General features: G+C 71.2%; 19 protein-coding genes and 1 pseudogene. 8 read left to right on the top strand and 12 right to left on the bottom strand.

Annotation, left to right across the window (positions count from 1 at the left end):
- Positions 1–27: 27 nt before the first annotated feature.
- Complete coding sequence (locus tag ABZ070_RS11640; RefSeq protein WP_356632475.1) at positions 28–453, bottom strand: ATP-binding protein; 426 nt, start codon at positions 451–453, stop codon at positions 28–30.
- 264 nt (positions 454–717) lie between these two features.
- Here ABZ070_RS11640 and ABZ070_RS11635 point away from each other — a divergent pair, with 264 nt between their 5' ends.
- Both ABZ070_RS11635 and ABZ070_RS11630 read left to right on the top strand, forming a co-directional pair.
- Positions 718–1,545 carry an enoyl-CoA hydratase family protein gene (locus ABZ070_RS11635; RefSeq protein WP_356632473.1) on the top strand — a complete coding sequence of 276 codons (828 nt, stop codon included), beginning with the start codon at positions 718–720 and terminating at the stop codon, positions 1,543–1,545.
- A gap of 1 nt (position 1,546) precedes the next feature.
- The gene (locus ABZ070_RS11630; protein ID WP_356632471.1) at positions 1,547–3,976 is read left to right on the top strand and encodes a bifunctional salicylyl-CoA 5-hydroxylase/oxidoreductase; all 2,430 of its coding nucleotides are present in this window, start codon (positions 1,547–1,549) and stop codon (positions 3,974–3,976) included.
- Here the strand turns inward: ABZ070_RS11630 and ABZ070_RS11625 are convergent.
- From ABZ070_RS11625 to ABZ070_RS11615, 3 genes and pseudogenes are all read right to left on the bottom strand, one after another.
- Positions 3,968–4,399, bottom strand: a pseudogene (locus tag ABZ070_RS11625) (hypothetical protein). The gene ABZ070_RS11630 and the pseudogene ABZ070_RS11625 overlap by 9 nt on opposite strands.
- Positions 4,396–5,214, bottom strand: coding sequence for a PaaX family transcriptional regulator C-terminal domain-containing protein (locus tag ABZ070_RS11620; protein ID WP_356632469.1), 819 nt, complete (start codon positions 5,212–5,214; stop codon positions 4,396–4,398). Before ABZ070_RS11620 ends, ABZ070_RS11625 begins: the two are co-directional and overlap by 4 nt.
- Before the next feature lie 4 nt (positions 5,215–5,218).
- On the bottom strand, positions 5,219–6,835 hold the full coding sequence (locus tag ABZ070_RS11615; RefSeq protein ID WP_356632467.1) for an AMP-binding protein: 1,617 nt from the start codon (positions 6,833–6,835) through the stop codon (positions 5,219–5,221).
- Positions 6,836–6,934: 99 nt separating this feature from the next.
- Here ABZ070_RS11615 and ABZ070_RS11610 point away from each other — a divergent pair, with 99 nt between their 5' ends.
- The gene (locus tag ABZ070_RS11610) at positions 6,935–8,059 is read left to right on the top strand and encodes an acyl-CoA dehydrogenase family protein (RefSeq protein WP_356632465.1); all 1,125 of its coding nucleotides are present in this window, start codon (positions 6,935–6,937) and stop codon (positions 8,057–8,059) included.
- The gene (locus ABZ070_RS11605) at positions 8,056–8,454 is read left to right on the top strand and encodes a RidA family protein (RefSeq protein WP_356632463.1); all 399 of its coding nucleotides are present in this window, start codon (positions 8,056–8,058) and stop codon (positions 8,452–8,454) included. Before ABZ070_RS11610 ends, ABZ070_RS11605 begins: the two co-directional genes overlap by 4 nt.
- Before the next feature lie 93 nt (positions 8,455–8,547).
- On the opposite strand, the gene ABZ070_RS11600 is transcribed toward ABZ070_RS11605, so the two are convergent.
- The 8 genes from ABZ070_RS11600 to ABZ070_RS11565 all read right to left on the bottom strand — a co-directional run bounded on the left by ABZ070_RS11600 (position 8,548) and on the right by ABZ070_RS11565 (position 16,359).
- Positions 8,548–9,009 carry an SPW repeat protein gene (locus ABZ070_RS11600; protein ID WP_356632461.1) on the bottom strand — a complete coding sequence of 154 codons (462 nt, stop codon included), beginning with the start codon at positions 9,007–9,009 and terminating at the stop codon, positions 8,548–8,550.
- Positions 9,010–9,504: 495 nt separating this feature from the next.
- Complete coding sequence (locus ABZ070_RS11595) at positions 9,505–10,506, bottom strand: proline racemase family protein (protein WP_356632459.1); 1,002 nt, start codon at positions 10,504–10,506, stop codon at positions 9,505–9,507.
- The gene (locus ABZ070_RS11590; RefSeq protein ID WP_356632457.1) at positions 10,506–11,438 is read right to left on the bottom strand and encodes a dihydrodipicolinate synthase family protein; all 933 of its coding nucleotides are present in this window, start codon (positions 11,436–11,438) and stop codon (positions 10,506–10,508) included. The genes ABZ070_RS11595 and ABZ070_RS11590 overlap by 1 nt, the downstream gene beginning before the upstream one ends.
- The gene (locus tag ABZ070_RS11585; RefSeq protein ID WP_356632455.1) at positions 11,435–13,030 is read right to left on the bottom strand and encodes an FAD/NAD(P)-binding oxidoreductase; all 1,596 of its coding nucleotides are present in this window, start codon (positions 13,028–13,030) and stop codon (positions 11,435–11,437) included. Before ABZ070_RS11585 ends, ABZ070_RS11590 begins: the two co-directional genes overlap by 4 nt.
- Entirely contained in the window at positions 13,027–13,506 is a 480-nt protein-coding gene (locus tag ABZ070_RS11580; RefSeq protein ID WP_356632502.1) for a (2Fe-2S)-binding protein, read from the bottom strand. Before ABZ070_RS11580 ends, ABZ070_RS11585 begins: the two co-directional genes overlap by 4 nt.
- 108 nt (positions 13,507–13,614) lie before the next feature.
- A complete protein-coding gene (locus tag ABZ070_RS11575) occupies positions 13,615–14,823 on the bottom strand; it encodes an FAD-dependent oxidoreductase (RefSeq protein WP_356632453.1) in 1,209 nt (402 codons plus the stop codon).
- A gap of 110 nt (positions 14,824–14,933) precedes the next feature.
- The gene (locus tag ABZ070_RS11570) at positions 14,934–15,542 is read right to left on the bottom strand and encodes an XRE family transcriptional regulator (protein WP_356632451.1); all 609 of its coding nucleotides are present in this window, start codon (positions 15,540–15,542) and stop codon (positions 14,934–14,936) included.
- Positions 15,543–15,639: 97 nt separating this feature from the next.
- Positions 15,640–16,359: an FCD domain-containing protein gene (locus ABZ070_RS11565; RefSeq protein WP_356632449.1), complete on the bottom strand. Its 720-nt coding sequence runs from the start codon at positions 16,357–16,359 to the stop codon at positions 15,640–15,642.
- Between the two features lie 203 nt (positions 16,360–16,562).
- Between ABZ070_RS11565 and ABZ070_RS11560 the strand changes: the two genes are divergently transcribed.
- Genes ABZ070_RS11560 through ABZ070_RS11545 form a run of 4 tightly spaced genes read left to right on the top strand, consistent with a single transcriptional unit; the run spans position 16,563 to position 20,923 of the window.
- Positions 16,563–17,801 (top strand): aminotransferase class V-fold PLP-dependent enzyme, encoded by a 1,239-nt coding sequence (locus tag ABZ070_RS11560; protein WP_356632447.1) that lies wholly within the window; start codon positions 16,563–16,565, stop codon positions 17,799–17,801.
- Positions 17,798–19,102, top strand: coding sequence for a sugar ABC transporter substrate-binding protein (locus ABZ070_RS11555; protein WP_356632445.1), 1,305 nt, complete (start codon positions 17,798–17,800; stop codon positions 19,100–19,102). The genes ABZ070_RS11560 and ABZ070_RS11555 overlap by 4 nt, the downstream gene beginning before the upstream one ends.
- Before the next feature lies 1 nt (position 19,103).
- Positions 19,104–20,090, top strand: coding sequence for a sugar ABC transporter permease (locus tag ABZ070_RS11550; protein ID WP_356632443.1), 987 nt, complete (start codon positions 19,104–19,106; stop codon positions 20,088–20,090).
- Positions 20,087–20,923, top strand: coding sequence for a carbohydrate ABC transporter permease (locus tag ABZ070_RS11545; protein ID WP_356632441.1), 837 nt, complete (start codon positions 20,087–20,089; stop codon positions 20,921–20,923). The genes ABZ070_RS11550 and ABZ070_RS11545 overlap by 4 nt, the downstream gene beginning before the upstream one ends.
- Positions 20,924–21,018: the final 95 nt, after the last annotated feature.

Raw genomic sequence — 21,018 nt, 5'->3', positions numbered from 1 at the left:
CGGGCGACCAGGGGTGACCGAGCCTGCTCAGGCCTCCGCGGGGAGCGTGAACCAGACCGCCTTGCCGCGAGGCGTCGGCCGGTGACCGCAGGCGGAACTCAGCGCCCTGATCAGCAGCAGGCCACGGCCGTGCTCCTGCCACGGATCAGGGTCCGGCATAGGGGCCGCCGGTGAGAGGCCGCCGGGTGGCGCCGGGTCGGCGTCGTGGACCTCGACCTGGCAGCCCGTCGGCCGCAGCTCCACCACAAGCTCTATGGGCGTCGTGCCGTCGGTGTGCTCGACGGCGTTGGCGACCAGCTCGGCGGTGAGCAACTCCGCCGTGTCGCGGTCGGGCGGCGCCGCGTGATCGCCGTCGGCCAGCGCCGCGCGCACCAACGCGCGGGCGATGGGCACGGCCGCCGTGGTGTGCGGCAGCGCGATGCGCCAGGAGGCGGGGCCGGTGGCTGGGGGCAAGGCTGGATGTCCGTTCGACGGCGGTGGGCAGTTCCCCACCCTACGAACCCCAGGACGCCGGACCAGAGGCGAGTGCCCGTGCCGCAGGGGACCTGTGCCACAACCGGGACGGGACCTTTGCGGAGTCGGAACACTCGTATCGCGCACTCGTGACGGAAGTCACGAACGAGTGATAGCGTCGTCTGCAGAACGAGTGCCGTAGAAGTGCCGTACGAGCGCAGAGGCGGAGCAGCAGGCCGCCCGCTCCGAAGGAGGCCCCACTCCATGAGCCCCTTTACCGGTTCCGCGCCCCGCACGGAGGAATGGCGCCATCTGCGACTGACGAGACAGGACGGTGTGGCCACCGTCACCCTCGCCCGGCCGGACAAGCTGAACGCGCTCACCTTCGGCGCCTACGCGGATCTGCGTGACCTGCTCGCGGAACTGGCCCGGGAGCGCTCGGTGCGTGCGCTCGTCCTCGGCGGCCAAGGTCGCGGTTTCTGCTCCGGCGGGGACGTCGACGAGATCATCGGGGCCACCCTGTCGATGGACACCGCCCAGCTGCTCGACTTCAACCGGATGACGGGCCAGGTCGTACGGGCGATCCGCGAGTGTCCGTTCCCCGTGATCGCCGCGGTGCACGGCGTCGCGGCGGGGGCGGGGGCGGTGCTCGCGCTGGCCGCCGACTTCCGGATCGCAGACCCGTCCGCCCGCTTCGCCTTCCTGTTCACCAGGGTGGGGCTTTCCGGCGGCGACATGGGCGCGGCCTATCTGCTGCCCCGGGTCGTCGGGCTCGGTCATGCGACCCGTCTCCTCATGCTGGGCGACGCGGTCCGGGCGCCGGAGGCCGAGCGGATCGGCCTGATCAGCGAGCTGGTGGAAGAAGGGCAGGCGGGCGCCCGGGCCGCCGAACTCGCCCGGCATCTGGCGGACGGCCCAGCGTTGGCGTACGCGCAGACCAAGGCGCTGCTGACCGCCGAGCTCGACATGCCGCTCGCCGCGGCGGTCGAGATGGACGCGGCGACGCAGGCGCTGCTGATGAACGGCGCGGACTACACGGAGTTCCACGCGGCCTTCACCGAGAAGCGCACACCCAAATGGCAGGGCCGCTGACATGCCCGCGACCGGCCCTGCGGCCCGGTCCGCCCCGGCTCCGGCGGCCCGACGCGAGGCGGGCCTGAGCGGGCCGGCGTCGGTGGCGGCGCCCGCCACCGTGGCGGGCCCCGCTCGCACCGGCCCCGTCCGCCCCCTGCGCATCGCCGTCATCGGGGGCGGGCCGGGTGGGCTCTACGCCGCCGCTCTGCTCAAGCGGCTGGATCCGGCTCGCGAGATCACCGTCTGGGAACGGAACGCTCCTGACGACACCTTCGGCTTCGGCGTCGTCCTGTCCGACGAGACCCTCGGCGGGATCGAGCACGCCGATCCTGTCGTCCACCAGGCCCTGAAGGACGAGTTCGTGCGGTGGGACGACATCGACGTCACCCACCGCGGGCAGACCCTCAGCTCCGGCGGCCACGGCTTCGCGGCGCTCGGGCGGCGCAGGCTGCTGGAGATCCTGCACGAACGCTGCCGCGGCCTTGGCGTGGACCTCCGTTTCCGCACCCCCGCCCCGCCCGCATCGGAACTCGCAGCCGGCCATGACCTGGTCATCGCCGCGGACGGCGTCCACAGCGCCACCCGCGACGCCCACGCCGACGTCTTCGCTCCGCGGGTCACCACTCACCGCTGCCGGTACATCTGGCTCGCCGCCGACTTCGCCTTCGACTCCTTCCGGTTCGAGATCGCCGAGACCGAACACGGCGTCATGCAACTGCACGGCTACCCCTACTCGTCCGACGCCTCCACCGTCATCGTCGAGATGCGCGAGGAGGTCTGGCTCGCAGCCGGCCTGGACGCCTGCGACGAGCAGCAGTCGACCGAGCGCTGCGCGAAGGTCTTCGCGGACGTCCTCGGCGGCCGCCCCCTGCGCGGCAACTCCTCGACTTGGACCGCGTTCCGCACCGTCGTCAACGACCACTGGTCGCACGGCAACACCGTGCTGCTGGGCGATGCCGCCCACACCGCGCACTTCTCCATCGGCTCGGGCACCAAGCTCGCCGTCGAGGACGCCCTCGCGCTCGCCGCCTGCATCGAGGAGCAGCCCGACCTGCCCGCCGCCCTCGCCGCCTACGAGGCCGAGCGCCGCCCGGTCGTGGAGTCCACCCAGCGCGCGGCCGCCGCCAGCCTGCGATGGTTCGAGGAGGTCGCCACCTACACGGACCAGCCGCCCCGCCAGTTCGCCTTCAACCTGCTCACCCGCAGCCGACGCGTCACCCACGACAACCTGCGGCTGCGCGACCCCGCCTTCACCGGCGCAGTCGAGCAGGACTTCGGCTGTCCGCCGGGCACACCGCCGATGTTCACCCCCTTCCGGCTGCGCGGGCTGACCCTGCGCAACCGCGTCGTCGTCTCGCCCATGGACATGTACGTCGCCGAGGACGGCCTGCCCGGCGACTTCCATCTCGTCCACCTCGGCGCCCGCGCCCTCGGCGGAGCGGGCCTGGTCATGACCGAGATGGTGTGCGTGAGCCCCGAGGGCCGCATCACCCCCGGCTGCACCGGCCTCTACACCCCCGAGCAGGCCGCCGCCTGGCGTCGCGTCACCGACTTCGTCCACCACAACTCGCCCGGCACCGCCATCGGTGTCCAACTCGGCCACTCCGGCCGCAAGGGCTCCACCAAACTCATGTGGGAAGGCATCGACCAGCCGCTCGACACCGGCAACTGGCCCGTGTCCGCAGCCTCCCCGCTTCCGTACCGCCCAGGGACCAACCAGATCCCCCACGCCCTCGACCGCACCGGACTCACCGAGATCCGGGAGCAGTTCGCCGCGGCCACGCGCCGCGCCGCCCACAGCGGCTTCGACCTCCTCGAACTCCACTGCGCCCACGGCTACCTGCTGTCCGGCTTCCTCTCCCCGCTGACCAACCAACGGACCGACGCGTACGGAGGTTCCCGCGACAACCGGCTGCGTTTCCCGCTCGAGGTGTTCGACGCGATGCGCGACATCTGGCCGGACGACCGGCCCATGACGGTCCGTATCTCCGCCACCGACTGGGCCGACGGCGGTACCACCGCAAGGGACGCCGTCGCGCTCGCCCGTGCCTTCGCCGCCCACGGCGCCGACGCCATCGACGTCTCCACCGGCCAGGTGGTCGCCGAGGAACGCCCCGAGTACGGCCGCTCGTACCAGACCCCGTTCGCCGACCGCGTCCGCAACGAGGCGCACATCCCGGTGATCGCCGTCGGAGCCATCTCCTCGTGGGACGACGTCAATTCGATCCTGCTGGCCGGCCGGGCCGACCTGTGCGCGCTGGCCAGGCCCCACCTCTACGACCCGCACTGGACGCTCCACGCGGCGGCCGACCAGGACTACACGGGCGAGGCCGCGCCCTGGCCCCTCCCGTACCGCGCGGGCAGCCGCAAGCCGCCCACGGGCCGCACCGACGCCCCGAGGCCGCGACTCACTCTGCGCCGAGACACCCGTGACAGCGGCTCACCCTGAGCCGAGGCACTCGTGGCAACGGCACGGATCGGTGCGGTCCGCCGTGGTACGAAGCACGCTGCTCGGCGGCGATCCGCTCCAGCAACGCCGCGTTTTCCACGGCCTCCGCCTCGTTCGACACCGGCCGGTGGCCGATCAGTTCGTACCGCCGCAGCACCGCCTGTGTGTACACCAGCTTGGCGCGGAAGCTGTGCAGATGGCGGGTGGCCGTGTCGAGGGTGATCCACCGCCCGGTGTGCCGCCCGCGCCCGATCGTGGTCAGTTGTTCGTGTCCCGTGCCGGGGTACGTGGCCGCGACGAACACCTTCGCCCCGCCCCGGTACGCCTTCGTTCCCGGCCGCAGCTCTGCCCGAGGTCCCCGTACCGCCGCCACAGGACCACGTTCGCGGCCACTGCCCAGCGGGGCTCCGGTTCCTCGCTCACTGCTGCGGCTCTCCGGTGACGAACGTGGCCCCCGCGTCCCGCAGCCGCACGTGCAGCCGGCCGAAGACCTCGGCGGAACGGCCGCCCGGCCAGCCCTGGGGCAGCAGCTCGGCGGGCAGCCCGGGGTCGGCGTACGGCAGGCGTCGCCACGAGTCCAGGGCCGGCAGGTAGTCCCGGTAGGCGTCCTCGGCGGGTGTTCCGTCACGGCCCTCCCACGACCGCAGTACGGGCTCGTGCAGATCCAGGAACTCCTCGTGCTGCTTGGCGATCGCTGCCAGGTCCCACCAGCGGGCGACCGAGTCGGCCGTCGCCGCGAAGCCGAGGTGCTCGCCGCGGAAGAGGTCCACGTACGTGTCGAGTTGCAGGCGCCGCAGCGTGTGCTCGGTCTCCTCGCGAAGCCTTGCAGGTGCGATCCACACCCCGGGCGCCGCCGCCCCGAACCCGAGCCTGACCAGGCGGGAGCGCAGCAGATGGCGCTTGTGGCGCTCGGACTCCGGTACGGAGAAGACCGCGATGACCCAGCCGTCGGCCAGGTCGGCGGACGAGGGGGCGTAGATGCGGCGGTCGCCGTCGTCGAGGAGCTGGCGGGCGTCCGCGGACAGCGCGTAGCCCGCCGTGCCCACCGGTGTGCGCTCGGGGACCAGCAGGCCGCGCCGTTTGAGCCGGGAGACGGAGGAACGCACCGACGGCGCGTCCACGCCGAGTGCGCCCAGCAGCCGGATCAGTTCGGCCACGGCCAGGGGGCCCGGCCGTTCGCGTCCGTACGCGCCGTACAGGGTGACGATCAGGGATCTGGGGGTGTGCTGCTCGGCCACGCGATCACTCTAGAGCGCGCAGCCGGAACCGTTGCAGCTTGCCGGTCGGTGTGCGGGGCAGTGCGTCGAGGAAGACGATCTCGCGCGGGCACTTGAAAGGAGTCAGCCGCGTCTTGACGAAGTCCCGCAGCGTCTCCGCCATGTCGTCCCCGGTCGCGGCGCCGGCGCGCAGCACCACGTAGGCGACGACGATCTGGCCCCTCAGTTCGTCGGGCCGCCCGACGACCGCCGCCTCCGCGACCTGCGGATGGTGCAGCAGTGCGTCCTCGACCTCGGGGCCCGCGATGTTGTAGCCGGCGGAAATGATCATGTCGTCGGCGCGGGCGACGTAGCGGAACCAGCCGTCCGGTTCGCGTACGTAGCTGTCGCCGGTGAGATTCCAGCCGCCTCGGACGTACTCCGCCTGCCGCGGGTCGGCGAGGTAGCGGCAGCCGACGGGGCCGCGGACCGCGAGCAGCCCCGGCTCGCCGTCGGGCACCGGCACGCCCTCGGCGTCGACGACGCACGCCTGCCAGCCGGGCACCGGAAGGCCTGTCGTGCCCGGCCGGATCGACTCGTCCGCGGCGGAGATGAAGATGTGCAACAGCTCGGTCGCGCCGATGCCGTTGATGATGCGCAGCCCGGTCCGCTCGTGCCAGGCCTGCCAGGTCGCGGCGGGCAGGTTCTCCCCGGCCGAGACACAGCGCCGGAGCGAGCCGGTGTCGTGTCCGTCGAGCCGGTCGAGCATCACCCGGTACGCGGTCGGCGCCGTGAACAGGACGGAGACCCGGTGCTCGGCGATCGCGGGGAGCAACTGCCCGGGGCCCGCCTGTTCCAGCAGGAGTGCGCAGGCTCCCGCGCGCATCGGGAAGACGACCAGACCGCCCAGTCCGAAGGTGAAGCCGAGCGGCGGGCTGCCGGCGAACACGTCGTCCGGCTCCGGTCGCAGCACATGCTCGGAGAACGTGTCGGCGATCGCCAGTACGTCCCGGTGGAAGTGCATGCATCCCTTCGGGCGGCCCGTGGTGCCTGAGGTGAACGCGATCAGCGCGACGTCGTCGGCGGCGGTGCGCACCGCCTCGTACGGCTCCGCCGTGCCGGCAGCGGCCAGGCGCAGCAGATCGTCGGGCGCGTCGCCGCCGAACGAGGTGACCCGCAGCCCCGGCACCTCCGCCTTGACCAGGTCGTCGGCCGAGCGGATGTCGCACAGGGCGTGGGAGACCGCGGCGATCTCGCAGACCGTCGCCAGCTCCTTGGCACGGTGCTGGGCGAGGACCGTCACCGCCACGGCGCCCGCCTTCATCACGGCGAGCCAGCAGGCCGCGAGGGACGGGGTCGTGGGCCCGCGCAGCAGCACCCGGTTGCCGGGGACGACCCCGAGCTCCGAGGTGAGGACGTGCGCGATCCGGTCGACCTGTTCGCGCAGCTCGCCGTACGACCAGATCTCGCCGTCGCCGGAACGGAAGACGGGGCGGTCGGGGCCGAAGCGCTCGATGGTGCGGTCCAGCAGTTCGACGCCGCAGTTGAGCCGCTGCGGATACCGCAGCGAGGGCAGGTCGAAGAGGAGTTCCGGCCACTGCCCGATGGGCGGCAGGTGGTCGCGCGCGAATGTGTCGAGGTGGGCCGAGGGTGACAGCTCCATGGTTCGCCCCCTTCTCGTGTTGGGGTCGCGAAACGAGCGTATCGTGATGGTGACGACAGTCAACGGTCCGCGATAGATGCGTCTGAACTGGGGGCACGAATGCCCGTATTTTCGCTCGATCCGGCACAGACCGCCTGGTGTGCCCAGCTGCGCACCCTGGCTGAGGAACGGCTCCGGCCCCTCGCCGAGAAGGGCGAACCGGGCCGCGTCAACCGGTCCTTGCTGACAGCGCTCGGCGAACTGGGCCTGCTCAAGCGCCTCTTCACGGCTGGTGCGCTCGAACTGTGCCTGCTTCGCGAGTCCCTGGCCTACGGCTGCACCGAGGCCGAGACCGCCCTCGCGCTCCAGGGCCTCGGTACCTCGCCGCTGGTCCAGGCGGGTACCGACGCGCAGCGGGAGCGCTGGCTCCCCGAAGTCGTCTCGGGCCGAGCCGTCGCCGCGTTCGCGCTCTCCGAGCCCGATGCGGGCTCGGACGCCGCCGCCCTCGCGCTCAAGGCGGTGCCGGACGGCCGCGGCTGGCGGCTGAGCGGTGAGAAACGCTGGATCTCCAACGCCCCGGAAGCCGACTTCTACACCGTCTTCGCCCGTACGACACAAGGAGCGGGAGCACGCGGCGTGACCGCCTTCCTCGTCCCGGCCGACCGTCCGGGCCTCACCGGCAACGCGCTGGAAATGCTGTCCCCGCACCCGATCGGCTCGCTCTGCTTCGACGACGTGCCGGTCACGGCGGACGACGTGCTCGGCGAGAACGACCAGGGCTTCCGTGTCGCCATGAGCACTCTCAACCTCTTCCGCCCCAGTGTCGGCGCCTTCGCCGTCGGCATGGCCCAGGCCGCCCTGGACGCGACGATCACCCACACCGCGCGCCGCCGCGCCTTCGGCGGCCATCTCCAGGACCTCCAGGCGGTGGCGCACCGGGTCGCCGAGATGGCCACCCGTACCGAAGCCGCCCGGCTGCTCGTGTACGCCGCGGCGTCCGCGTACGACGCCGGCGCCGCCGACGTGCCGAAGCGTTCGGCGATGGCCAAGCTGCTGGCCACCGAGACCGCCCAGTACGTGGTCGACTCGGCCGTCCAATTGCACGGCGCCCGCGCCCTCCAGCGCGGCCATCTCCTTGAACACCTCTACCGAGAGGTCCGCGCACCCCGGATCTACGAGGGCGCCACCGAAGTCCAGCGCACGATCATCGCCAAGGAGCTCTACGCCGAGGAGACCCCCGCATGAGCCTGTCCCGCCACAATCCGGCCGAGCTCTCCCCGCCGACCGGCTTCTCCCACGCCGTCACCGCTTCAGGAACCCGGCTGGTGTTCCTCGCCGGCCAGACGGCGCTCGACGGCGACGGCAAAGTCGTGGGGGAGACGCTCGCCGAGCAGTTCGAGACCGCGCTGACGAACCTGCTCGCCGCCCTCTCGGCGGCCGACGGCACCCCGCAGGACCTGGCGCGCGTCACGATCTACGCCACCGATGTCGCCGACTACCGCGTCCGTGCCGGCGAACTCGGCCGCATCTGGCGCCGGCTCGCGGGGCGGGACTATCCGGCCATGGCGGTCATCGGAGTGGTCCGGCTCTGGGACGAGCAGTGCCTGGTGGAGGTGGACGGAGTGGCCGTGCTGCCCTGAGCCCGTGCCCGACCCGAGCACCCGTCCGCAGGCACGGAGAAGGCCCCGGCGCTCCTGTCGCCGAGGCCTTCGGTGCGATCGGTTATGGGGCGGTCACCTGAGCGGTCCGGGGCCGGCCGACCGATTACGGCCGCCTCCGCCCCGCCTGCCCGCCGCAGAGGCCATCGCCAGGCCACAGAGCAGCGCGACCACGCCGACGATGATGTTGCTGACGACGCTACGGGTGGTGGCCATGTTGCCGGAGACGACCCACGGGGAAATGATCGTCCATGCACCGAGGGCGCACGCTGTCCACGCCATGGCGTGGGTGCGCTCGTATGCGGAGCTGAAGCCGCCCATGCACAGGGCAAAGGCGATTCCTGTGATCAGATTGCACACGGCCAGGTTGGTCAGCCCGCTGAAGCCGGCGATCCATGGCGAGGCCGCCAGGTAGAGGCCCGTGAGAAGGGCCAGTGTTTCGACGGCCTGGGCGCGCGGCGTAGTGGTCGCCCGCTCGAAGCGGGATCGCATCTCGGCCAGGTCCGGGTGTTGCTCGATGTCTGCGTGGGTGGTCATGGTGGGCCGCCTCCTGTCAGCAGCCTTATGTGTCCTTTATGTCCATGGAACGCCTGTCCGAGCGGCCGGTCAACCCGTGAATCACGGCTTCTCGGCTGTGTCAAGTGAACGGTGGCCGCGGGTGACTCGGAGCCGTCCTCCACGGGGGCGGGCGGCGTGGGCCGCAGGTCGCGCGCTAAGCGTGGGAGGGCCGCCGGGCCACTGATCGTTGCGGGTGCTTCACGCGCCGGATACCGAGGATGGACGCATGGACAGCCTCATGCAGACGCTCTCGGCACCGACGTTCGCCAGGCCACCGACAGGATCCGCCCCTACGAGTTCCGGATCGCCGCGGAACCGGCAGTGGCGGCCCCGCCCGCCGCGTGGCTGGCTGGAGAAGTGCCGGGTGACAGGCCATGCCTGGTGATCTGCGGAGCGAACGTCGACTGGGCCGGCGAGTGACGTCCCCTCGCATCGGCCGATGACGGGCGCCGGCACGTTGCCGGCGCCCAACCCCTAGAGCACGAATCCGTTCGGGAACGGATCGTCCGGATCGAGGAGGTAGTTCGCCGTGCCGGTGATCCACGCCCGGCCGGAGAACTCGGGCACGACGGCGGGCAGTCCGCCGACTTGGGCGGTGCCGACCAGACGGCCGGTGAAGCGGGTGCCGATGAACGACTCGTTGACGAACTCGGTGTCCAGCGGCAGCTCCCCGCGCGCATGCAGCTGCGCCATCCGCGCCGAGGTACCCGTGCCGCACGGCGAACGGTCGAACCAGCCGGGATGGATGGCCATGGCGTTCCGGGAGTGCTTGGCGTCGGAGCCGGGGGCCAGGAACTGCACATGTTTGCAGCCGCCGATGAGCGGATCCTCCGGATGTACCGGGCGCCTCTGCTCGTTCACCGCCCGCATGACGGCCAGACCTGCGGCCAGGATGTCGTCCTTGCGCGCACGGTCGAACGGCAGCCCGAGCCGGTCGAGTTCGGTGACGGCGTAGAAGTTCCCCCCGTACGCCATGTCGTAGCGGACGACACCGAGGCCCGGAACCTCCACGGCAGCGTTCAGCTCGGTGACGAACGACTCCACATTGCGCAGCGTGACCCGTTCCGCGACGCCGTCGCGTACGGTGACGCGCGCCTCGATCAGGCCGGCGGGCGTGTCGAGGCGTACCACGGTCTCCGGCTCGGTCACCGTCACCATCCCCGTCTCGACCAGCACGGTCGCCACCCCGATGGTGCCGTGGCCGCACATCGGCAGGAATCCGCTGACCTCGATGAACAGCACGCCCCAGTCGGCGTCCGGCCGGGTCGGCGGCTGGAGGATCGCGCCGCTCATCGCCGAGTGCCCGCGCGGCTCGTCGACGAGATAGCGGCGCAGCGGGTCGAGGTGCTCCACGGCGTGCCGGCGGCGCTCTGCCATGGTGGCGCCGGTGACGGGACCGACACCACCGGTGACGACCCGTGTGGGCATGCCCTCGGTGTGGGAGTCGACGGCACTGATCATGCGGACTGAGCGCATCAGAGCGACCCCTTTCCGAGCGCCGCGACCGCCCGGGCCATGTCGGCCTCCACCTGCTCGCGCTGAGCCGGCGTCAGCGGACCGCGGGGCGGGCGGCAGACGCCGCCGAACCGCCCCACATGGTCCATGCCGAGTTTGATGGCCTGCACGAACTCGGTGCGCGAGTCCCAGCGGAAGGCCGCCACCAGCGGTTCGTACAGCGCGCGGGCCTGCTCCAGCCGACCGGCCGTGGCGAGCTCGAACAGCCACACCGACTCGGCCGGGAAGACGTTCGGAAACCCGGCGAACCAGCCGGTGGCACCCATCAGCAGACTTTCCAGCACCACGTCGTCGGCGCCGCTGATCACCTGCAGGCCCGGCGCGCGCTCCCTGATCTCCAGCACCCGTCGAACGTCGCCGGAGAACTCCTTGACCGCCACGACGTTGTCGATGCCGGCGATCTCGGCGAGCAGGCCAGGAGTGAGGTCGACCTTGGTGTCGATGGGGTTGTTGTAGACCATCACCGGCAGGCCGATGGACGCCACGGCCTCGAAGTGGGCCACAATCTCTGCCCGGTTGGCCCGGTACAGCGTCGGCGGCAGGCACAGCAGCCCGTCGGCGCCGTCCTCGGCCGCGAGTTCGGCCCAGTGTCTCGCCTGGTGCGATCCGGCGCCGTGCACTCCCACGACGACCTTGCCCGCGCCGTCCACCGCCTCGATCGCGGTACGGGCCACGGCCCGCCGTTCCTCGTCGGTCAGCGACGAGTACTCGCCCAGGGAGCCGTTCGGTCCGACGCCGTGACAGCCGTTGTCGACCAGCCACTTGCAGTGCTCCGCGTACCGGTCGAGATCCACCGCCAGGCCGGCGGGCGCCGACGCGTGCTCGTAATAGGGGAGGGCGGTGGCCACGATGACACCGCCGACCCCTGCGACCTGCTGCGTGCTGACGCTCACGAATCGTTCTCCTTCGTACAGTCGGGACGGGCGGGACGGGCGGGACGGGCGGGACGGGCGGGACGGGTGGGGGCCGCGGGGGCTGTCCGGGCCGTGCGGAACGGGTCGTCGGGGATCGGACCGGGTGATCGGGCCAGGTCGCCGAGCCGGATGGGTTGCGCGATCGGCCGGCGGTGCGGGGAGGCGGGCGGCAGCCCGTCGACGGGGCCGAACGGGGGCCGGCCTTCCACGGGGTCGTGCGGGGGCGGCGCGGCGCGCAGCCGCCCGGCGAGTTCGGCCACGGTGGGGCCGCAGATACGGGCCTGACAGGGGCCGAGGCCGGCCCGGGTCGTCAGTTTGGCGACCCGGGCCGCCCCGCCGGCCTCATCGGCGGCGGCCCGGCTCAGGGCGGCGTAGTCCGTCTCCTCGCAGCGGCAGACGACCGTCTCCGGCCGCAGCCATCCGGGCCAGGCGCCGCCGACGGGATGCGCCCGGGCCAGCCGGTCGGCGAACGCCCGCCCCTGGTCTCTCTGCCGGCGGAGCAGGTGCAGGGCGGGGGTTTCCCGGCCGTCGCCGGCGATCCACCCGGCGAGCAGCCCCTCGGCCCGCGCCGCCGGGGCGCCCGCGATACCGGTGATCTCGCCGGCGGCGTACACGGCGGTGCTGCTGGTGCGCTGGTCGTCGTCGACCGTGACGAACTCGGCCCCGGCGACGGCGCGCAGCGTGCAGCCGGCGGCAAGGGCCAGTTCGAGTTGCGGGGTGAAGCCGTGGGTGACGCACAGCGCGTCCACCGCCGTGGTCCGGCAGGTGCCCGGCACCACCGACCAGTCCGGGCGAAGCCGTGCGGTGACGACCTCCTCCACCCGGCCGTCACCGCGTGCCTCGACGACGGCCCGGCCCGGTCTCCAGGGCACCCGGTGGCGGATCAGGACTCCCGCGTAACGGAGGAGTTGCCCGGCCTTCCCCGCCTGAGCGGGCAGGTTCCAGGGCCGGTGCGACCAACCGCGCGCCACGGTGCCGGGCACGTTGGCCTCGAGCACCTCGAGCACCCGGGAGCCGGCCTCCAACAGCGACGCGGCCACCGGCAGCAGGAACGGTCCCGTGCCGGCGACGACCACACGGTCCCCGACGACGACCCTTTCCCCCTTGGCCAGTGCCTGCGCCGCGCCGGCCGTGAACACACCGGGAAGATCCCAGCCGGGGAACGGGAGCACTCGGTCGTGTGCTCCGGTGGCCAGCACCAGCGCGTCCGGGGCGAGCACATGGCGGGGCCGCCCGGCGCCGTCGCACGGTCCGCGTAAAACGTGTACCTGCGGCGGCCCTGGTTCGCCGGGAGCGGGCCGCTCCAGCGCCCACACCGACGTCTCCGGCAGCCAGGTGCAGTGAGGGTGCGTCAGCACGTGCCGGCGTCGGCGGTCGAAGGCGCGCCGCCCGTGCTGGAGCCGACCGGGGTGGGCGGCCTCGTAGGCGTCGGGCAGCATGCGGTGGTACTGGCCGCCGGGCTGCTCGGCCGAGTCGATCAGCGTCACTTCGGCGCCCGCGCGGAGCGCCGCCTCGGCGGCGGCGAGGCCGGCGGGGCCCGCGCCGACGACAACGACATGGCGGCCCGTCAACTCTGCGCCCCCGTCGGCCCGGAAGCCCTGGTCGGCCCGGATGCCCCGGTCGGCCCGGAAGCCCCGGTCGGCCCGGAGACCCCCGTCGGCGCCGTCGCGCCGGATGCCCCTGTCGCTGGGTTCCCGGTCGGCCCGGGCCCGCCGGATGTCCCGGTCGCCGTGGTCGGTGCCGTGGACGCGTCCATCGCCCCCGACCCTTCCTTCGGCGTCCGTCCCCGGGCCTCGGACGACGCCTCCGACTCGGCCACCACAGGCGGGTCCGGCAAGCGGGACTGGGTGCTGACCACATCACCCTCCCGGGCACGGCGGCGGCAGGCGCGCACGTCGCGCTCCTGCCCCACCGTCACCAGGCAGTCGAAGCAGACGCCGATTCCGCAGAACACGCCGCGGGGTGCGCCGGAGGGGCCGCGCCGCCAGGCCAGGCGGCCGGCAGCGAGCATCACCCCCGCCAGGGTCTGACCCTCGACACCGTCCATGGGCTCGCCGTCGACGGTGATCCGCAGCGGCCGGTCACGCCGGCCGACGGCATCGGATCCCGCGGGGACGATCCGGGGGCTCATCCCGTCTCCCTCATGTCTTCTCCCTCACGCCGTCTCGTCGTTCGCGGTGGACGCCTCCGCACCCAGTACCGCCGGCCGGTCCACCCGGAAGGCCCTGGCGTCGATGTCCGTGGGGCGGCCCAGCATCAGGTTCCGCAGGAGCAGTGCGGTGCCGAGCGACAGCCCGATGCCGGCGCCCTCGTGGCCCGTTCCGTGCCACAGTCCCGGGAGACGGGGGTCGGGGCCGATGACCGGCAGGTGGTCAGGCACGTAGGGGCGGAACCCTCCGTAGGCACGCATCACCGGGACTTCCGCCAGGCCCGGGAACAGCCGCAGCGCCTTGACCGCGATCGCGGAGAGCACCTCGGGCCGCAGCCGGTCGTCGAAGCCGGCCCGGCGGCGCGAGGAACCCAGCAGCACGCTGCCCGCCCGAGTCGACTCCACCACCGCCGATGTCTGCAGGTCTTCCGCGCTGCTGCCCACGGCGCCCACGTAGTCGGCGTCGTAGACCTTGTGGAAGACCATGGGCGGCAGCGGCGTGGTCACGAGGATGTCGCCGCGCCGGGGCCGGACGTCGACCGGCGCTCCGAGGCGGGCGGCCAGCTCACCGGACCACGGGCCCGCGGCGTTGACGAACAGATCCGCTTCGAGGAGCCCCGCCGATGTGCGGATCCCGGTCAGGCGGCCTCCGCGGGTGACCGCACCCAGCACCTCGCAGCCGGTCCGCAGCGCCGCGCCGGCCGTGAGCGCGTCCGTCAGCAGGGCGACGGCCGCTCCCGCCGGCTGGACCTGCGCATCGTCGGGATAGTGCAGCGCCGCGGTGTGGTCGCGAGTGACATGGGGTTCGGCCTCTGCGAGCGTCTGGGCGTCGAGGACTTCCGCCCGGACACCGGCCTCGCGCTGCCTGGCGGCGAAGCGGGACAGCTCACTGGCGCCGGTGGCGGTGGTGGCGACGACGATGCCGCCCTTGGGCTCCCACTCGACGGCCGCGACCGCCTCGGCGCCGCGCGCCGACCGTTCGGCGACGGCCCCGAGCACCTCGGGCCACAGGGCGCGGGACAGTTGGGCGAGCCGCAGTTCGGGACCGGGACCCTTGTCGGAGACCAGCACATTGCCCTCGCCGTGCGAGGTGGTCGCCGCGGCGGGCCCGCCGCGGTCGACGACGGTGACGGCGAAGCCGGCCAGAGCGAGTTCGCGGGCGCAGGCGGCACCGACGATCCCGGCGCCCAGCACTGCCACACGCGTCCCGTTCACCGAGCCCCCAACCGTTCGCTCTACCGAACGAAATCGAGGCTAGGTCGGGCCTGTGGCCGTGTCAACGGCCAAGCGGAGCACGGCGGCTGGGGCCACGGGCGCCGTGCGGCTCAGGACGGGGGCCGGGGCGTGGAGTGCGGCGCCTGGGGGTGCGGCCGCTGGTCCGACCGGTACTGCAGCAGCAGCACGGAGCGGACGGTGCCCTCGATCGCCAGGTACCGGTGCGGCAGGGACGCGTCGAAGTACACGTAGTCGCCCGGTCCCAGTTCCACCTCCTGCCCGCCGACGTCCAGGCTCAGCCTGCCGGACTGTACGACGGTGTGTTCGGTTCCGGCATGGCCGAGCGACTCCTGTCTGCGATCCGCGCGGAACTGCTGGTCGTAGACCTCGAATATGGTGTCGCCCGTCTCGATCCGCCGAAGCGTGCGCAGGTCGACACCTTCGCCGCTGAGCACCTCCACGTCGGCGGCGCGCACCACCGTCGGCCCGCCCGGAGGCCGGCTGTCCAGCAGGTCCGACACCGGCAGCTCCAAGGCGCGGGACAGGCTGAACACCGTCTCGATGGTCGGGTTGCCGTTTCCGGATTCCAGCTGCGACAGCGTCGCCTTGCCGATCCTGGAGCGCCGGGACAGCTCGGAGATCGAGAGTCCGCGCTGCGTTCTCGCCCGTCTGAGATTGGTTGCCAGCATCTCCTGGATCGAACCACCGTGGTCGCTCACGTCCGCCCCTCCGTCGCGATCGTTCTGTATAGCGAACGATCTGCTGTTCGGTCCGCCGATCATCGCGGCTCGTCGGAGGGGACGGCAACCGCCGCCGTCAGTCGAGCTCGTTCGGCTGCTCGTCCACCGCCTCCTCGGTCACGGGCGGGCGGCAGGCGTTGAGCCAACGTTCACTGCGGGCGATGTGTGCGGCCGCGGCGCTCGCGGCGGCGGCAGGGTCGCGGTTCGCCAGTGCCGTGACGATCGCACGGTGGTCCTCGTCGCCGGCGCGCTTGAACTCCGGACCTTCGGGCAACGCGAACACCCGGTAGTGGCGGGAGCGGGACCGGAAGACGGTGAGGAGGGCCTCCATGGAAGGGCTGCCGCCGATCCTGGCGATCTCGGCGTGGAAGCGGTGGTCGTAGTCGGCGAACTCCGCCGGGTCGTCACTGGCCTCGATCGTCTCGAGGTAGCCGTAGAGGACCTCCAGCGACGCGGAGGTGATCCGGGCGGCGGCCTGTGCCATCACATGCGCTTCCAGTACGCGCCGGATCTCGAAGAGCTCCAGCAGACCGTCGAGCGGCAGCAGTTCGACCGTCAGGGACAGCCTGCCGAGAAGATCCTCCGGCCGCAGCTGTGAGACGAAGGTGCCGGAGCCGTGCCGCGCCTCGACCGCGCCCAGGGCGGCGAGCATGCGCACCGCCTCTCGAAGAGACCCCCGGGAGACCCCGAGTTCCTCGCACAGGTCACCCTCCGGCGGAAACCGCTGACCGGCGCCGAGGCGACCGCTGGAAATCATGCGGCGCAGGCCGTGGAACGCCTTGTCGACTGCGGACATCGCTTCCTCCCGTATCGGCCCGCGCGGCGGCGCCGGGCAAGGGCCAGTCTACGTCAGTTGTCATACGTCATCAGGGCCTGAGGCGAAGTCATCAGATAACTATGTCCTGAACCCTTGCTTCCGCCCCTCCATGTAGGCAGTATTTCGCCCAGTCATCACACCTCTTTCGGTGCATGTCTGATGTCCAGCCCGCTTGGAGCCTTGTGAGCACGACAGACCTCACCACTGCCCCCCGCCCCCTCGTGCTCGCCGACGGTCGCCCCGCCGCCGCTGCCTGGTCGCTCGATCCCGCGGTGAAACACCTGAACCACGGGTCGTTCGGGGCGGTTCCGCTCCCGGCCCAGGAGGAGCAGAACCGGCTGCGCCGGCAGATGGACGCCTCGCCCGTGGAGTGGTTCCCCGCGCTGCCGGGGAAGATCGCGGCCGTACGGGCGGCCATCGCCGGCTTCCTCCGGGTGGCGGTCGACGATCTGGCCCTCGTTCCCAATGCCAGCGGCGGCGCGAGCGTGGTCTACGCGAACGTGCCGGCACGACCCGGCGGCGAGATTCTGGTGACCGATCACGGGTACGGCGCCGTGACCATGGGCGCCGAACGCCTCGCCCGCCGCTGGGGCGGCACGCTCCGCACCGTCCATGTGCCGCTCGCCGCCGATGCCGACACCGCCTACGCGTCCGTGGTGGCGGAGCTGAGCGCAGCGACCGGCCTTGTCGTCCTCGACCACATCACCTCGGCGACCGCACGGTGGATGCCGGTGGAGCGGATCGCCGCCGAAGCCCGCAGACGCGGCATCCCGATCCTCGTGGACGGCGCCCATGTGCCCGGGCTGGCCGAAGACCCCCTCTCCGGGCTCGACTGCGACGTCTGGGTCGGCAACCTTCACAAGTTCGGCTGTGCCCCGCGGGGCACAGCAGCGCTGGTGGCGCGCACGGATCTGCGTGACAGCCTCTACCCGCTGATCGACTCCTGGGGCGCTCCCGAGCCCTTCCCCGACCGCTTCGACACCCAGGGGACCGTGGACGCCACGAGCCATCTCGCCACACCCACCGCCCTCGGCTTCATCGAGGACACCTGGGGGTGGACGACCGCCCGCACCTATATGCGCGAGCTGGCCGACTACGCGGAACGGATCGTCGCGTCGGCCTTCTCCGAACTGACCGGCGAGGACTGCCGCGTGGACGTGGGCATGCCGGTCAATGCCCTGCGGCTGGTGCGGGTCCCCGCCCCGCTGGCCGCCACCCACGCCGAGGCCGACGCGCTGCGCGACCGGGTGGCGCGGGAACTGGGGGTTGCGACGGCGTTCACCAGTTTCGGCGGCGTCGGCTATCTGCGCCTGTCGACGCATGTGTACAACACGGCAGCCGATTTCGAGTACTTCGCCGAGCGCTGCGTCCCCGTGCTCGGCGCATGGTCCCGCAACCAGTCCCATGGAGGACAGCGATGAAACGCAGGAACGCAGTCGCCGCTCTCGGCCTCGCCCTCACCTTGACCGTGACCGGTTGCTCCGCCATGGGCGGCTCGAGTGACGGGACCGTCACACTGCAGATGGTCGAGAGCCTGACCAACCCCGCCCGCACGGAGGTGCTGAAGCAGCTCATCGCGGACTTCGAGAAGCAGAACCCGAAGATCAAGGTCAATCTGGTCTCGCCGCCGACCGGCCAGGCGGACCAGAAGCTCCAGCAGATGCTGCAGTCGGGCAGCGGCGTCGACACGCTTGAGGTCCGGGACATCACCGTCGGCCCGTGGTCGAACAACGGCTGGCTCCACGACATGAGCACAGATCTCGAGGGCTGGGCCGGCTGGCAGCAGCTGACCGACAACGCCACCGAGGCCGCCAAGGACCCGGAGGGCAGGACGTATTTCGTTCCCTACGGCTTCTACGGGCTGAGCCTCTTCTACCGGACCGACCTCACCGCGGAGGCCGGGTACGACAAGCCGCCGGGCACCTGGGCAGACCTGCTCGAGCAGGCGAGCACGATCCAGGACGAGAGCAAACGCCGCTACGGCTACGCCTTCCGCGGCGGGCCGAACGCCAGCAGCAACGTCACGGCGATCATCGAGGCGTACGTCGCCGCGAGGATCGACCCGGCCAACGGCTACAAGCTGGCCGACGGCAGCACCATCTTCTCCGCACCGGAGGCGCGCGATGCCCTGAAGACGTACTTCGAGCTGTTCAAGCAGGGCTCGCCGCCGTCCTCCATCGCCTGGGGCTACCCGGAGATGGTCGAAGGGTTCTCCAACGGCTCCACCGCCTTCCTGCTCCAGGACCCGGAGGTGATCGCGACCCTGCGGGAATCGCAGGCGATCAAGGAGGACCAGTGGACCACCGCGCCCCTGCTCGCCGGCCCCGGAGGAAAGGCCGTCCAGCCGCTGGCCACCGCCGGCTGGGGCGTGGCCAAGGGCAGCAAGCACAAGGCCGAGGCCGTCAAGCTCGTCGAATTCCTGTCGGAGGGCGAGGCGTCGACGACGTTCGCCAAGAAGAACAGTCTCGTCCCGATCCTGAAGCAGGCCGGCGAGGACACGTTCTACAAGACGGGGCCGTGGGCCAGCTACGTGACGATGAACCAGAACCCGGACACCTACCTCACCGTCACCCAGCCCCGTGATGCCCCCTGGTTCACCGAGTGGACGCAGAAGGCCGACGCGGACGTCCAAAAGGTCCTGCTGGGCAAGATGACGCAGGAGCAGCTGCTCACCGACTGGGACGCGTACTGGACCGCCAAGTGGAAGAACGAGAAGAGCTGACATGCAGGCGGGCACGGCTTCTTCGGTACACGAGCAGACGCGGCTCCCCTCCCGGAAAGAGGGCGCCCGTCCCGTCAAGACGGCAGGCGGCCGCCGGCGCAAGCGCGAGTTCACGACCCGCCGCGGTCTGATGATCGCCGCCTTCATGGCACCGGCCGCGATCTTCGTGGCAGTGTTCACGTACTACCCCATGGTGGCCGGCAGCCAAATGGCCTTCCGGAACTGGAACCTGACGGACCTCACGGACACGTCGTTCGTCGGGCTCGGCAACTTCCGTGAGATCTTCGGCGACCCGCTCTGGGGCACCGTGCTGAGCAACACCGCCCTGTGGGTGGTCGCCTCGATCGTGCCCCAACTCGTCATCGGGTTTGCGCTGGCCCTGTGGCTACGACGTCGTTTTCGCTTCCGCGGGCTCTACCAGGCGCTGGTCTTCTTCCCGTGGGCAATCTCCGGCTTCCTGATCGGCATTCTGTTCCGCTGGATGTTCAACAGCGAGTTCGGGGTGGTCAACGACCTGCTGATGAAGGCGCGTCTGATAGACGAGCCGGTGGCATGGCTGGCCGATCCGAAGACGGCCATGGTCGCCATCGTCGTCGCCAACATCTGGTACGGCGTGACCTTCTTCGCCATCATGATCCTCGCCGCCCTGCAGTCGATCCCGGACGAGATCTACGAGGCCGCAGCGCTGGACGGGGCGGGCATGGCGCGCACTCTGTTCCAGATCACGATCCCGTACATCCGGGCGACGCTGGCCCTGACGGTGCTGCTGCGCGTCATCTGGATCTTCAACTTCCCGGACATCATCTTCGGGACGACGGGCGGCGGCCCGAACAACGAGACGCACATCGTGACGACCTGGATGATCAACATCACCCAGCAGGGCGACTACGGAAAGGCATCCGCCCTCGGCCTGCTGGTGGTCGCGGGGCTCCTGCTGTTCTCGGTCTTCTACCTCACGGCCACCCGCGAGAAGGGAGCGAAGTCGTGAACAGCACGGAGTCCTCGGCCGGGAAGGCCGTCAGGATCGGCTTCCTCACACTCTGGCTGATCTTCACCGTCTTTCCGCTGTACTGGATCGCCATCACCTCGTTCAAACCCGCCGGCGCCATCTTCACCTTCCCCTTGGCGTACTGGCCCGAGGACCTCTCCCTGGAGAACTACGCCGGGTTGTTCGACAAGTCCCAGTTCGGCGCCTATCTCACCAACAGTTTGATCGTCGCCACAGTCGCCGGCACGGTTGCCACCGTCATTTCGATGCTGTCGGCCTATGTGCTGGCCCGGTTCGAGTTCCGCAGCAGGACCGCCCTGCTCATGGCCGCCCTGGTCACCCAGATGATCCCCGCCTTCATCGCGCTCGGACCGCTCTATCTGCTGATGACCGACCTGCAGCTGGTCGACAACCGCTTCGGGCTGATCCTCGTCTACATCGCGGTCTGCATCCCGTTCTGCACGGTGATGCTCCGGGGCTTTTTCGAGAATATCCCCGACACTCTCGAAGAGGCCGCGATGATCGACGGCTGCTCACGGTTCGGGGCTCTGTTCCGGGTGCTGCTGCCGGTGATGAAGCCGGGCATCATCGCGGCGTTCATCTTCAACTTCGTGAACTGCTGGAACGAGCTCTTCCTCTCCGTCACGCTGATGAACAGCGACGACAACAAGACCGTCCCCACGGCGCTGAACGGCTTCATCTCCAGCTTCAACATCGACTGGGGTTCCATGTCCGCCGCGGCCGTCCTGACGATCCTGCCCACCATGGTGCTCTTCGCCTTCGCCAGCAGGCACATCGTCCAAGGGCTCACCGCCGGAGCGGTCAAGGGGTGAGTGGGAGCCACACACGCGCGAGGGCCCGGACCGGCGGTCTGCCGGCCGGCACGGGCTGGGCCTCTGCGGTCTCACCCGACGCGTCCGGGTCGACC

The organism is Streptomyces sp. NPDC006283 (assembly GCF_040613325.1).
Lineage (GTDB): Bacteria > Actinomycetota > Actinomycetes > Streptomycetales > Streptomycetaceae > Streptomyces.
This window is presented reverse-complemented; position numbering and strand designations above follow the sequence as displayed.